The sequence below is a fragment of the Mycobacterium sp. 1164985.4 genome, assembly GCF_001668575.1.
Taxonomy (GTDB): domain Bacteria; phylum Actinomycetota; class Actinomycetes; order Mycobacteriales; family Mycobacteriaceae; genus Mycobacterium.
The window spans coordinates 33,405-47,017 of record NZ_LZMD01000032.1; the positions used below are offsets into that span (position 1 = coordinate 33,405).

General features: G+C 65.4%; 14 protein-coding genes. 5 read left to right on the forward strand and 9 right to left on the reverse strand.

Features of this window, described 5'->3' with window-relative positions; genetic code table 11:
* The first annotated feature begins 4 nt into the window (after positions 1-4).
* Positions 5-961 carry an LLM class flavin-dependent oxidoreductase gene (locus tag A5650_RS03980; protein ID WP_067286473.1) on the forward strand — a complete coding sequence of 319 codons (957 nt, stop codon included), beginning with the start codon at positions 5-7 and terminating at the stop codon, positions 959-961.
* A gap of 13 nt (positions 962-974) precedes the next feature.
* A complete protein-coding gene (locus A5650_RS03985) occupies positions 975-1,526 on the forward strand; it encodes a nuclear transport factor 2-like protein (protein WP_067286474.1) in 552 nt (183 codons plus the stop codon).
* Between the two features lie 42 nt (positions 1,527-1,568).
* On the opposite strand, the gene A5650_RS03990 is transcribed toward A5650_RS03985, so the two are convergent.
* From A5650_RS03990 to A5650_RS04020, 7 genes are all read right to left on the reverse strand, one after another.
* Positions 1,569-2,753: an amidohydrolase family protein gene (locus tag A5650_RS03990; protein ID WP_082950600.1), complete on the reverse strand. Its 1,185-nt coding sequence runs from the start codon at positions 2,751-2,753 to the stop codon at positions 1,569-1,571.
* Between the two features lie 270 nt (positions 2,754-3,023).
* On the reverse strand, positions 3,024-4,469 hold the full coding sequence (locus tag A5650_RS03995) for a class I adenylate-forming enzyme family protein (protein WP_067286476.1): 1,446 nt from the start codon (positions 4,467-4,469) through the stop codon (positions 3,024-3,026).
* Positions 4,466-5,266 carry an enoyl-CoA hydratase/isomerase family protein gene (locus A5650_RS04000; protein WP_067286478.1) on the reverse strand — a complete coding sequence of 267 codons (801 nt, stop codon included), beginning with the start codon at positions 5,264-5,266 and terminating at the stop codon, positions 4,466-4,468. Before A5650_RS04000 ends, A5650_RS03995 begins: the two co-directional genes overlap by 4 nt.
* Positions 5,263-6,075, reverse strand: coding sequence for an enoyl-CoA hydratase/isomerase family protein (locus A5650_RS04005; protein ID WP_067286480.1), 813 nt, complete (start codon positions 6,073-6,075; stop codon positions 5,263-5,265). The genes A5650_RS04000 and A5650_RS04005 overlap by 4 nt, the downstream gene beginning before the upstream one ends.
* Positions 6,072-7,319 (reverse strand): acyl-CoA dehydrogenase family protein, encoded by a 1,248-nt coding sequence (locus A5650_RS04010; RefSeq protein WP_067286502.1) that lies wholly within the window; start codon positions 7,317-7,319, stop codon positions 6,072-6,074. The genes A5650_RS04005 and A5650_RS04010 overlap by 4 nt, the downstream gene beginning before the upstream one ends.
* 7 nt (positions 7,320-7,326) lie before the next feature.
* Positions 7,327-8,133 carry an enoyl-CoA hydratase/isomerase family protein gene (locus tag A5650_RS04015; RefSeq protein WP_067286482.1) on the reverse strand — a complete coding sequence of 269 codons (807 nt, stop codon included), beginning with the start codon at positions 8,131-8,133 and terminating at the stop codon, positions 7,327-7,329.
* Positions 8,134-8,140: 7 nt separating this feature from the next.
* On the reverse strand, positions 8,141-9,400 hold the full coding sequence (locus tag A5650_RS04020; protein WP_231992529.1) for a hotdog family protein: 1,260 nt from the start codon (positions 9,398-9,400) through the stop codon (positions 8,141-8,143).
* Between the two features lie 112 nt (positions 9,401-9,512).
* On the opposite strand from A5650_RS04020, the gene A5650_RS27490 reads away from it, so the two are divergent.
* Positions 9,513-9,995 (forward strand): enoyl-CoA hydratase/isomerase family protein, encoded by a 483-nt coding sequence (locus A5650_RS27490; protein WP_286150352.1) that lies wholly within the window; start codon positions 9,513-9,515, stop codon positions 9,993-9,995.
* Complete coding sequence (locus A5650_RS27495) at positions 9,926-10,318, forward strand: enoyl-CoA hydratase/isomerase family protein (protein WP_286150353.1); 393 nt, start codon at positions 9,926-9,928, stop codon at positions 10,316-10,318. The genes A5650_RS27490 and A5650_RS27495 overlap by 70 nt, the downstream gene beginning before the upstream one ends.
* A gap of 3 nt (positions 10,319-10,321) precedes the next feature.
* Here A5650_RS27495 and A5650_RS04030 read toward each other — a convergent pair whose 3' ends face one another.
* Positions 10,322-11,221, reverse strand: coding sequence for an SDR family NAD(P)-dependent oxidoreductase (locus A5650_RS04030; protein ID WP_067286486.1), 900 nt, complete (start codon positions 11,219-11,221; stop codon positions 10,322-10,324).
* Positions 11,222-11,276: 55 nt separating this feature from the next.
* Between A5650_RS04030 and A5650_RS04035 the strand changes: the two genes are divergently transcribed.
* Positions 11,277-12,845 (forward strand): class I adenylate-forming enzyme family protein, encoded by a 1,569-nt coding sequence (locus A5650_RS04035; RefSeq protein ID WP_067286488.1) that lies wholly within the window; start codon positions 11,277-11,279, stop codon positions 12,843-12,845.
* A 15-nt stretch (positions 12,846-12,860) separates the two neighbouring features.
* Here A5650_RS04035 and A5650_RS04040 read toward each other — a convergent pair.
* On the reverse strand, positions 12,861-13,613 hold a 753-nt coding region (locus tag A5650_RS04040), incomplete at its 5' end, for an amidohydrolase family protein (protein WP_156744002.1).

Genomic DNA, 13,613 nt, shown 5'->3' on the forward strand with positions numbered 1-13,613 from the left:
CGAGATGTTCACTCTTCGCTTCGACATGCGCGCGCCGTCGATCGGGGCCCCGCCGACGGAGTTGTACGCCGCAGCATGCGACATGGCGGAATGGGCGGAAACTCAAGGCTGCGTAGCGGCGGTGTTGTGCGAACATCATTGTGCCGACGACGGTTATCTACCGTCGCCCTTGCTGCTGGGTTCGGCGATCGCCGCCCGGACCAAGCAGCTCATGCTGAACTTAGTGATTCTCCTTCCCTTCTATGACGTGGCACGCCTGGCCGAGGACATGTCGGTACTGGACCACATCAGCGGCGGACGGGCCACCTATGTGTTCGGAATCGGCTACCGCGCGCAGGAGTATGAGCATTTCGGCCTGTCGTTGTCCGAGCGTGGAAAGATCGCGGACCAGAAACTCGGCATGTTGCGCCGTTTGTTGGCCGGTGAGGAAATCGAGTACGAGGGTCGCCGGATGAAGGTGACACCACGACCTCGCACACCGGATGGTCCCATGATGAGCTGGGGTGGGGCCAGCCTTGCTGCCGCTCGGCGCGCCGGGCGGAACGGTCTCGGGCTACTTGCCAACGGCGGGGTACCCGGTATGCAGGAGGCCTACGAGAAGGCATGCCGCGACAGCGGGTTCGAGCCAGGATTCACGTTGATCCCCGAACGCAACGCCGCCACCAACTGTTTTGTCGCCGACGATGTCGACGCCGCCTGGGATGAGATCGGCAAGTACCTTCTCCACGATGCGATGGCGTATTCGGAATGGAATCCCGACAACAACGTCTCGGCGAATATCACCACCGCCAAGACCGTCGAAGAGTTGCGACACGAATCGACTTCTCACGTGATCCTGTCGGTAGCCGAAGCACGCAAGCGCCTCGCCGCAGGCGAGGTGTTCAACATCAATCCGCTTTGCGGGGGGATACCCCCGGCGATCGCGTGGCCGTATTTGAAGACATTCGCCGAGCTGGGCTAGTGAAGAGGAAGACATGAGCAGCGATCGCGTAGCATTCAACGAAGAGATTGCCTTCCAGAAATGGGAGGGTTATGCCAAACCCATCGACCGCGGCCGCCACGTGAATTTCGGTGAGAAGTTCGTCTTTGCAACCGATTACGTGATGATGAGTCCACATTTCAACGATGGCGCCCGCCAGTCGGCAGCCGAGATGTTCTCTGACGAGGTGGCGGCGGCCATGGCCAAGTACACGCCCGACGGCGACATGCTCACCGCGGAATGGCGCATGTGGTGGAAGCACATGCCGGACTATCACCTCGTCAGCCCGTTCGAATGTATCGCCGGACACTGGGGCTTCTCGTCCTGCGACACCTACGCGGGGACGCTCGCCGACGGGACGGTGTTGGAACTGCGGGAGTGGGACTACATCTGGGTCAATGAGGATGGCAAGGTGACCCGTTGGGACTGGTTCGTCGACCCCGACAAGTGGGAGCAGTTGCTTTCGCTCGTCGGACTCGAAGCGAAGGGCTTGACGAGCCAGCAATACACCGTGAACTTTCTGCGTGAGGGCGCTGTCGAGGGCTGATGCCCTAGCCAGCTGACGGCTGTCAGTGGTCGGCGGACTCGGCTAGACACCGATCAGTTGTTTGAGGTTGCCGCCCATCACCCGGGCGGTGGTCTCGGCGGGCAGACCCTCGAGTTCCTTGACGAAATCCGCCGGTTCGGCGAGGCCCTCTGGATGCGGGTAGTCCGAACCGAACATCACGCGGTCGGCGCCGAGGATGTCGATGAGGTGAGACATGTCCTCCTCATGGAACGGGTTCACCCAAACATGTCTGCGGAAGACGTCGCTGGGGTGCTCGCTGAAGTCGTACGGCCGCTTGTGATAGACGCGGTCGAAGACGTCCAACAAGCGGTGCGCCCAGGAGCCCCCGTTCTCGATCACCCCGATGCGTACCCCGGGAAAGCGCTCGAACACGCCGTGAGCGATGAAGGCTGCGAGCGTGTCGAAGATATTCCGGCTCTCCTCATAGATGAAGCCACGCAGCTTGCTCAGCGCGAATCCGTTGAATTCCGCCGGGTTCTCCCAGTCGTCGATGTAGCGCTCATAACCGGAGTCCGAATTGTGCATCTGCACCGAGATGCCCGACGACTCGACCAGTCGCCAGAAGTCATCGAACTCGGGCAGAGCGGCCGAGCGCGACGTCCCGTCTTCGCGCGGAACCGGGGCGGGACGGATCAGTACCGTCCTCGCACCGTTGTCCAGGCACCATTCGAGCTCTTTGACACCCAGCGCCGGGTCGTTGAGCGAGATGGCCGGGACGGGGAAGATCCGGTTCTGGTAGTTGAACGTCCAGTCCTCGAGCAGCCAGCGGTTGAAGGCGTGCGTCACCGCATGCGTCAGCTCGGTATCGGATTTCGTCCGCTCCTCGAGCATGCCGGCGGTGGTAGGAAACATCACGGCGCCGTCGACGCCCTGACGGTCCATCAACGCCAGCCGCAGATCGGGGCGGCGGAACTCGTCGGGACACCGGATGGGCTCGGCCAGCTCCCTCAGTGTCTTGCCTTCTGGATTGATGCCGCGGAAGTAGTCGGCCCACGCGCCGGGCGTGGGGATCACCTCATAGGTCGGGTTCGGGATGGTCTCGGTGATGACACCGAGGATCTGCAGCTTCTTGCGTCCCTTGACATCGACGAACTTCAGCGCCTCGGAGTACTTCTCGGGCAGGTAGCGCGTGTAGGCGTCGATGGTCTCGTACATGTGGTTGTCGGCATCCCAGACTTCGAATGCGCTTGAGTCCTCCACCAGCACCTCCAACGTGAGAATTGTGATTCTCAAGATAGCAAACGGCAGTATGCGGCGGCGAGGAGGCCCTCGATGTCCGATGAGACCAGGCCCTAGAGATTCGTGTAGTGGCCGCCGTCGACGCCGAGCGTCTGACCGGTGACGTAGCGCGCCATCGATGGCTACTTCGTCCGCGAAAAGCACGATGCCGACCGAAAGTAACACCATTCTCACAAACGAGAAGAAGTATTTCCGATGCAGTCAAGATGGGCGCCGGTCGGCCCTGCCGGCATCGGGTTACGCGTCGGCGAGGGTGAGAAGTTCGCGCTTGACGACCTTGCCGACGTCGTTGCGCGGCAGCCGCTCGACGAAGACCACCCGCACGGGGACCCGGTAGGGGGTCAGGCGCTCGCGACACCACGTGATCAGTTCATCCTCGCCGACGCGGTCGTCGGCGCGCACGACAAAAGCCCACGGAACCTCGCCGAGTCGTTCGTCGGGAACTCCGACCACAGCCGCCTCGCGTACGCGGGCGGCGGCCAGGAGCACCTCTTCGACGGTTCCGGGGAACACCTTGAGTCCGCCGCGGTTGATCATGTCCGATACGCGCCCGTCGAGCCACAGGAATCCGTCGTCGTCGAACCAACCGAGGTCGCCGGTGTGAAACCACCCGTCGTCGGTGAGCCTGTCGAGGAACGCGGGGTCGATCTTGCGGGCCGCCGTCGTTGGTGTGCGGACCATGACCTCGTCGTCGGCGATCGTGACGTCGATGCCCGGAAGCGGGCGTCCGACGGAGCCGAGTTTCGTCTCCCCCCATTCGCGAGCGTCGGCGGCCGACCATCCGACGACCTCGCCACCAAGTTCGGTTTGGCCGTAGGAATTCAGTACGAGCACACCGAACTTGTCGCGGAAGCGGGCCGCGTGGACCGGGGACAGGGGAGCGGTGATGGAGCGGACGATCTTCAGGGGGGACAGGTCGGTGACCGAATCGTCGTGGAGCACCATCGTCAACGCGGCGGGCGGCAGGACCGTGGATCGCAGTTGGTGGCGCTTCACCAGCGCTGCGAAGTCCGCGGCCGAGAACTTGTCCATCAACACGACACCGGAGCCCGCGCGAAAAGCGAACAGCACCTGGTAGATACCCGCCCACAAAGACAGTGAGAGCGGCACCAGGTTCGGCATCGGCGCCGTGTTCCGGGGGCCACGCTTCGACCCGCGAAGTTTCTCCAGCAACCGGTCGATGAGGTCCAGGACCGTGGAGTGGCGCAGCGGCACCGGCTTCGGCGGACCGGTCGTCCCCGACGTGAACTGCAACAGCGCCACATCGGCGTCGTACCGCCGGGCGTCGTCGGCCGGGGTGGAGTGCGGCGCCAGTGACCAGGCCAAGCTCGATCCGGTGACGACCGGCAACGCGAACTCCGAGAAGCGATGGGCCAGTTCGGGTGTCGTGATCACCGCGACCGGTTCGAGGGTTCCGAGCTGGGCGGCCACCTCAGCGTCGGCGGCCCTGGGGTTGAGCGGTGTGTAGACACCACCGGAACGCCAGACACCGAACAGCGCCGCGACCGTGGTGGCATCGTTGGGCAGCATCGCCGCGACCACCTGACCGGTCATCAACCCACCTTCGGCGAGAACCGCGGCCAGGCGGTTTGCACTGGCGGTCAGGTCGGCCCGAGACACATCGACCGCGAGGGTGTGTACCGCGACGTCCGGCAGATCGTCCAGCAGGTCGGAGAGGCTCACGAGTCCGGCTCCAGGGGCAGCCAGCGTGGTGTTCGCTTGTCGGCGAAAGCTTTCGGGCCTTCGTCCTGGTCAGGATGGCCCCACATCGACGTCAGGTGCTTGGCCCCCTCACGGCAAGCGTCGGTCAGGCCGTGCTCGAGCGCTCCCCAGAGCGCGCGTTTGGTGGCCCGCATGGCGGCGGGTGAGTTTCTGGCGACCTTCTCGGCGAGCTCTTGTGCGACATCGCGAAGCTTGTCGGGGGGATCGACGATCTGGCTGATCATGCCGAGCTCATATGCGCGCTGCGCGGTGAGTCGTTCGTGGCTGCCGACCAGCGCCATCCGTAACACCGCCTCGGCGGGCATCTTGCGCATCAGCGCGATCGTCTCCAGGGCGCTGACCTGACCGATGGATACGTGCGGGTCGACGAATGTGGCGTCCGACGCCGCGATGACGATGTCGGCGTCGGCGACCCAGTGCAGTCCGCCCCCGGCGCACACCCCGTTGACCGCGGTGATCACGGGCTTGCCCACATTGCAGTGCCAGCCGGTCAGGTTCAGGTCCAGCGTCTGCATGGTCTCCTGGTACTGCTTGATCCCCTCACCATCGAGATCGTCCACGTCGGCGCCGACCTGAAAGGCCCTGCCGTTGCCGGTGTGTACGATCACCCGCACCTCGGGGTCGGCATCCAACTCGGCCCATGCAGCGGGGAATTCCTTGCGCATCAGCGCGTCGTACGCGTTGAGTCGATCGGGCCGGTTGTTGATGATCCAGCCGACGGGGCCGCGCCGTTCGACGATCAACCTCTGATAGCTCACGAAGCCTCCACCAGTTCGAGCGGTTGCCAGTCAGCCGGGCGCTTTTCCCGCCAGGCCCGTACTCCCTCGGCGTGGTCGGGGTGGTTCCGCAATCGCCAGATCCCCTCTGTGGCCGCGGCCTTGGCCTCCGACAGCCCGACTTCCAGGGAGTGCCACAACGCCTTCTTAGTCGCCCGCATGGCGGTGGGCGAGTTGCTCGCGACCGCGGCCGCCAACTCGGCCGCCGCCGCCCGTAGCTCACCGGCCGCTACAACCTGCGAGACGATGCCCAACTCGTATGCGCGCTGGACCGAGATCCGCTCACCCTTGCCGCTCAACGTCATTCGGGTGATGGCCTCCATCGGCGACTTCCGCAGCAGGGTGATCGCCTCGTAGGCGACCGCCTGCCCCACCGAGACATGCGGGTCGACGAATGTCGCCTCCTCCGCAGCGATGACGATGTCCGCGTCGGCGACCAGATGCAGACCACCGCCCGCGCACACCCCGTTCACCGCGGCGATCACCGGCTTCCAGACACCGCAGTGCCACGAGGAGATCTTCAGCTCGGCGTCGCGCGTGCGGCGCGAATGACGTCGCATGGCTTGCTTGTCGCGGGCGACCTGGACCACATCCATCCCGGTACAGAACGCCTTGCCGTTCGCGACGTTGACGATCACGTGCACGTCGGGGTCGCCATCCAGCTGCGCCCACGCGGCCTCGAGTTCGTCCAGCATCAACGCGTCGAACGCATTGCCTGCCTCGGGCCGATTCAGCACGAGCCACCCGATGCCGTCCGACTTGTCGACGATCAACCGCTCATATTCGGTCAAGAGCGCGGAATCTCCTTCCAGGGTTTCCCTTTCCACGGATCCGGCTCCTTGGGTAACCCGAGTACACGCTCGCCGAGGATGTTCTTGTTGATGTCGGTCGTGCCACCCTCGGTGCCGTTGGCGAGGCTGCGCATCATGCCCTGCACCTCGCGGGGCATCGCATCCGGGTCGTCGGTGGCGGGCCACGCCACTGCGGCGGTGCCCAACAGGTCGACCATCAGGTCCTGGATCTGCTGGTTGAGCGTGGCCTGGTGAACCTTGCCGATCGAGGAAGCAGCACCGGGGGATTGGCCGGCCGAGAGTGCCGCGCGGACACGGGCGTTGGTCCATCCCCGGATCTGTTCTTGAGCCCAGAGCCGCATGATCTTGTTGCGTATCACGGGGTCGTCCCATCGGCCGGTTTCCCTGGCCAGTGAGATCAGTCGCTCCGCACTGGACCCGCCGAGCCTGCCCATGCCCCCCGATCCGGAGCCCGACACCATCTGGCGTTCACTCGACAGGGTGGAGGCGCTGACCCGCCATCCGTCGTTGACTTCTCCGACCCGGTGGGCGTCCGGTACCCGCGCGCCGTCGAGGAAGACCTCGTTGAACTCCGCCTCACCGGTGATCTGGCGCAGCGGCCGCACCTCGACGCCGGATTGATTCATGTCGAGCAGGAAGTAAGTGATGCCTTGGTGTTTCGGCTGATCAGGATCGGTGCGGGCGAGCAGGATCGCGAAGTCCGCTTCGTCCGCCCAGGTGGTCCACACCTTCTGACCGGAGATCACCCAGTCGTCGCCGTCACGCACCGCCCGGGTCGCCAGCGAGGCGAGGTCGGAACCCGCGCCGGGCTCGCTGAACAGCTGACACCACCTCTCCTCGTTTCGGACGATGGGCGGTAGAAAGCGCCGCCGCTGCTCTTCGGTGCCATGGCTGAAGAGCGCAGCGGCGGCGTTGTTGAGGCCCAACGGATTGAGCCGGGTCAGCCGCAGCGGCGCGAGCACGCTATCGAGGGCGCGAGCCACGTCGTTGCCTACACCGAGGCCGCCGTGTTCGGGGCGCCAGGTCGGCGCCACCAGGCCGCTTCGGGCGAAGGTCGGGTACCACCGCCGGTAATCGGCGGGGCTCCGCGCGGCTCTCAGGGCGGCGGGGCCCTCGGCCGCCGCTGCGCGCCATTGGGCCGGCACCTCCGCCTCGACCCACTGCCGCACCACCTCGATGGCGTCGTCGACGGGGGTGTCCTCGGTGATCGGTAGTGGCGTCATGCTCACCTCAGCGGCCCTTGAACTCCGGGGACCGCTTGTCCCGGAAGGCGGCCAGGCCTTCCTTGAAGTCCTCGCTGCGACTGGATAATTCGAGGGCCATCGCCTCGTTCTGGAGATGCCGATCGAGATCCAGGCCGTTGCCGCTGTGCAGCAGCCACTTGGTGAGGCCGAGCGCCACCGTGGGGGCGGTGGCGAGCCGATTGATGAGATCCGTTGCAGCACCCTCGAGTTCAGTGTCAGGACAGGCACCGTGGATGATGCCCCATTGCGCGGCGGTGGCCCCGGACAGTTCCTCGCCGAGCATCAACAGCTGGCGGCTGCGCACCATCCCGACGAGTCGAGGCAGCAACCAGGCCGCACCGCTGTCGGGCGTGAAGCCGCGCGCCATGAACGGTTCCCAGAACACCGCGTCCGAGGCCGCCAGGCAGAAGTCGGACGCCAAGGCGAGGTGGAAACCCATGCCGGCCGCCCAGCCGCGAACCACAGCGACGACGGGCACCTGAGTTTCGAGCAGTAAGGGGATGAGCCTGTTGGCCTTGTTGGGCAGCCGCCGCTGCGTGCTCCCCACGCGCGGTTTACGTTCCGACTTGGCGTTGTTGGCCACCAGATCGGCGCCGGCGCAAAAGTCCGGACCTTCGGCGTCGATGCGGATGACGCGAACCGATTCGTCGGTGCCGCACCGGGCCAGGTGCCCGATCATCGCGTCCAGCATGGTGTCGTTGACCGCATTGCGGCGTTCCGCCCGGTCCAGGGTCAGCCGCAGGACCGGGCCCTGTTGTTCGGCCCGGAGTCCGGGAATGTTCGGATACGTCACGGCTTGCTCAATGTTCGGCGAATCGGTTTGAGACGGCGACCAGCAGATCGGCGAGGTCGGTCGCCCCGCCGGGCGGTTCCGGCAGGCGTACGGGGCCCCGCTGCCTGCTGGGCAACAGAATTGTGGCGTGTCCCGGCGTTGTGACCCGACCGCGGTGATTGGTCGCCGCAAGGTCGAGGTCCACCGCCGGACGGTCCCCGTCGGCCAGGTACTTGCGGGTGACGGTGCCGGTGATGGTGTGCAGATCGCCGACGTAGTTGAACAACCGGAATTCACAGTCCAGTTTCCACAGCCAGGCATCGTCGCCCATCCAGTCGGTGCACAAATGGATGAGCCACGTCTCGCGCATGCGACCGTAGTCGAATGTCGTCGGGTTGCCCGCGTTGCGCGCGGCGCTCGGGTCCCAGTGCACACGCTGTTGGACGTCGGGGACTCCGTGCTCGTTGGGTGTGTAGAACCGCGGAATCCGTTGCTTGTTCTGCCAAGCCAGCCTCAGGGGCCGCACGCCGTACATGCCCATGCCCATTCCGACGTGCCAACACACCATGTCGGTGACGGTGAGCGGACCCTTGGTGAGCGTGCCGATCTCGTCGCCCTCCGCGACGTCCTCCCACCAACGCGGTTCGGCGCCTCGGGGCGCCTCGCGGGCGTACCGCGCGTCGATCTCGGCGATCTCTTCGGCGCTCCACGTCTTGACGTCCACGTCTTCGTACTTCTTGCGTCCCCTGGCCTCGCTGCGTTCGGTGCGGATCATGTTCCGGTACTGGCCGCCCAGGATGACACCGACGTCATCGGAGAACACCTGCGCCGACCATTCGTGCACGGCGCGGGCGGCGAACTCACTGCTCTTGTCCAGCGCGGCGACAAGGGCGTTGCGCCGGAATACTCGCCGGTTCGCGCGCAGCGGCGCCCACCACTCGCGCGACGACCCGCCATAGAAGGCGTGAACTCCGCGCAGCGGGTCACCGGTGGTCAACTCCCGGTCCTCCTTGGAGAGTTCGGTGACCTCGTCCTCGCCGATCAACGTGTCGCCGCCGATCAGCGCGGGCGGCGCGATCGGTTCACCCCAGACCGACTTCGTCGCATACTCGGGATCGCACCAGAGCGGGTTCGCGTCGCCGTAGCTCTCCGCCACTATGCGGAACGTGTCCTCGTTGGGCCGGCGGTAATGCGGGGGCCGGGTATGCGGGACGGCAACGCCGATGCGGGCGCGCAACCTGGCCAAACCCTCATCCGTGATCTGGCCCGCTGCCGAGGACTGGGTCACGCATGCCTCCTCAGTTCGGGCGTCCTCAGTTCGGCACATATCGTCCCGCGGACGTCGGCGGAAATTAAGATACCCGAAAAACGGAAACGTCGTTAACGCAGGGGTGAGCGAGTTGACTCAAGAGCAGTCGGGCATCGACAGCACCGTCGGACCCGATGGTGTCTGCCGCATCACCATCGACCGCGCCGATGCCGCTAACTCGTTGTCCCCGTTGGCGCGTGACGTTCTCACGCAAGCATTCGAGAAGGCTGATGATGACTCTTCGGTGCGGAGCGTGCTGCTGCGAGCGACGGGAGACCGGCACTTCTGCACGGGTGCGGGTCTGGGCCCGCAATCGGCACAGCCCGCCGCGGAGAAGAAGCCCGGAGACGTCGCCCTAATGCTGCAGAAGGGGTATCAGCGATTGATCTCCGCGGTGCTCGACTGCAACAAGCCGGTTGTCGCGGCGGTCAAGGGCGTGGCGGCGGGTGCCGGCGCCAGCCTGGTGCTCGCCAGCGATCTGGTCGTCATGTCCACCGGCGCCTGGTGGAGGCATTCGTCCACCGCGGGATCCTGCCGGATGCGGGTGCGATTCACCTGCTTACCAGGATCGTAGGACTGCGCAAGGCCACCGAACTCCTGATGCTCGGAGAACCCGTCGACGCCGCGACCTGTGAGCGCCTCACGTTGGTGAACCGTGTCGTGGCGCCAGAGGATACCGACGCGGTCGCCGAGGAACTGGCCCGCCGTTTGGCCGCGGGCCCCACCGTCATGCTGGCACTGACCAAGCGCCTGTTGTCGGTGTCGTCGGAATCGGGACGCGACCGGGCCTTCGAGCAGGAGGCATGGGCGCAGGAGGCGGTGTCGTGGACCGCCGATCTGCAGGAGGGTCTGCGGTCGTTCGCAGAGCGCCGACCGCCGAACTTTCAGGGTCGCTGACGGTCACCCGTTCGCGGGACCGCCACGGATGGTGAAGGTTGTGCTGTCGTCGATTTCGTCGATCGTCTCTGCCACCAATTCAGCTGTGAGTGAGCGGTTCTCAATACCCTTGGTGACACCGATGAACACCCGCGACACCTTGCCCGCGCCCACCGAATAAATGTGAGCGGTGCGATCGCAGTCCCGGTGCGCCAGATAGACCACGACGGGCGTCACCAACTCCGGGTCCATCGCCTTACCCGCCTCACCCATGATGTCCTCGGTCATCCGGGTTCGAGCGATCGGCGCGATGGCGTTGATGGCGATGCCGTTTCGTGCCCCCTCGATCGCCAGCACATGCATCATCCCGACCAGCCCCATCTTGGCGGCACCGTAGTTGGCCTGCCCGAAGTTACCGAAAAGGCCTGTACCAGAGGTTGTTTGCACTATCCGCCCATAATTCTGCTCGCGCATGATAGGCCACGCGGCGCGGGTCACGTTGAAAGCGCCCGCCAGGTGGACCGAGATCACGGCGTCGACCTGCTCGGCGGTCATGTTCTTGAACGCTGCATCGCGAAGGATACCCGCGTTGTTGACGAGGATGTCGAGCCGTCCGAAGGCGTCCATCGCGGCCGCGACGATCGCCGCACCACCGTCCTCCGTCGTGACGGAGTCACCGTTGGCGATCGCGGTGCCGCCCGCGGCGGTGATCTCGTCGACGACCGCCTGCGCCGCCGAGATCGAGGCGCCTTGTCCGTCGACGGCGGTGCCGAGATCGTTGACCACGACCCGGGCGCCGCGGCGGGCGAGTTCGAGTGCGTGACAGCGGCCGAGCCCTCCGCCCGCACCGGTGACAACGGCAACCTGATCATCGAAGGTCAATGTCGATGAGCGCTCGCGCGAAGAGTATTGATCTGACGCCATGCTTGAGAGGTTACATTTACGTTGACGAGAATCAGTATTTGCATCGGAGGACACCATGAGCGCGGCCACCGAGATGCTGCGACACGCGCGGGAACGAGTGGGCGGTCTCAGGGCCCGCTACCGTGCCGCCGGCTTCTGGTCGGACCTGCCGATCGACGTCGTGCGGTCGGCCGCCCAGCGGTATCCGTCACGACCGGCGCTGATCGATCGCGGTGCCGAAATCACCTACGCGGCACTGGATGAGCAGGTCGATCAGGCGGCCTGTGCGCTTCGCGACGCCGGTGTCGGCGCGGCGACACCCGTCGTGGTCGTGGCCGGCAACGAGATCGGCTCGGTCATCGCCGTGCACGCCGCGATTCGTGTCGACGCGGTGGTACTGCTCGTGCCGCGTAGCGCGGGCGCGACACAGGTCGCCGATATCGTGGCCCGCACCGGGGCCCGGTTCGGGCTGGCCCCGAACTGGCCTCCCGCGGGCGACGTACCTCCGCGGGAAGCGTGCGCCTGGGTCGACATCTTCCGCACCTCGGAGGTATCGGTAAGCGACGGGCCCAAGCGGCCCGCCGACGAGCCGTCCTTCGTTCTCTACACCTCCGGCACGACGTCTCGACCGAAGGGCGTCATCCATTCGCTGAGCACGCTCATCAAGGCATCGGCCAACTACATCGCCGCCGCCGGACTCGGCGGCGACGACCGCATCTTCCTCGTCAGCCCGCTCGCCTCGGTGACCGGTGTGCTGCAGGCTCTGTTCATCGGGCCCATGCTCGCCGTGCCGGTGGTGCTCGAGGATCGGTGGGATCCCTCCGTGACGTGTGATCTTCTGTTGTCCTCGGGCGCAACGTGGTACGGCGGTCCGGACCGGCTGCTCGACCGGCTGCTCGACGAAGCGGTCGCCAGGGGAAGCGTGGTGCCGCTGCGGGCGGTGTATCTCGGTGGCACCATGCTCGACAGGCGCATCGTCGAACGGGTTGAAGACGATTTCGGCATCGTCGTGATGCGGGCGTACGGATCGTCGGAGGTGCCGGTCAGCACGTCAGGGCTGCGCACCGAGAGCAGGGCGGTGCGGCACGCGGATGACGGTGTCGCGCTGCAGGACGTCGATGTGCGGGTGGGATCGGCGGGGGATCCGGGCGAGTGTTGTATCAAGGGCCCGCACGCCTTCCTCGGTTACACGGACACCGAGGACGATCTGGACGCGTTCGACGGGGAGTGGTTCCGGACCGGTGACGTGGCCGAGGTCAGCGATCACCGCGTGCGCATCGTGGGGCGGATCAAGGACATCGTCATCCGCAACGGGATGAAGATTCCCGCGGCAGAGGTCGAGGAGGCGGTGGCGCGGATACCGGGTGTGCGCGAGTGTGCGGCGTACTCGGTTGCCGACGCGACTACTGGTGAACGGCTGGCGGTGGCCATGGTGCTCGATGACGACGTCGAGATGTCGCTCGCCGACGTGGCGGATGCTCTGCTCGGGGGCGGAATGCCGAAGTACAAGCTGCCCGAGGAGTTGGTGTTCTGGGATGAACCCCTGCCGCTCAACGCCAACGGCAAGGTGCAACGCAACATTCTGGAGGCACGTTCGGAGGGTCGGCCGCGGGTACTCGCCGACCGCCTCACCGTTGCCGGCTGAGTCGACCGCCGTTCGTCAATTGCCGGTTTCGCCACTGACGTTGGCGGTGGCCTTCTTCATCTGAGCCTGCCAGTCCGACGCGTCGCCGGTTTTCTCTTTTTTCGACAGGGCTTGGATGGAGACGTCGTGGCCTTCGGCGGCCTTGCGCAGCGCGCCGACGGTGGCTTGCTCGCGGGTGATGTGGGTGAACGGATCCCAGTGATACCAGCGCATCGCGTTCTCGTAGGTCATCTTGTTGATCTCGTCGTCGGGCACGTTGTTGGCGGTGAGCACCTCGTCGAGTTGCTCGGGGGCGCCCGGCCACATCGAGTCGCTGTGCGGGTAATCGGCCTCCCAGCAGATGTTGTCGATACCGATCGCGTTGCGGGTGGCCACCCCCACCGGATCAGCGATGAAACAGGTCAAGAAGTGCTCGCGGAACACCTCGCTGGGCAACTTGCCCCCGAAATCCTGCCCCGTCCACGTCGAATGCATCTCAAAAGTGCGATCCACCCGCTCCAAAAAGTACGGAATCCACCCCGTACCGCCCTCGGACAACGCGATGCGCAGTGTCGGATACTCCTTGATCGGGCGCGACCACAACAGATCCGCCGCGGCCTGCACGATGTTCATCGGCTGCAGCGTGATCATCACATCCATCGGCGCATCCGGAGCCGTGATCGCCAACCGCCCCGACGAACCGATGTGCACATTGAGCACCGTCTCGGTGTCGACCAACGCATCCCACATCGGCTTCCAATGCTCGAAATCATGAAAACTCGGATACCC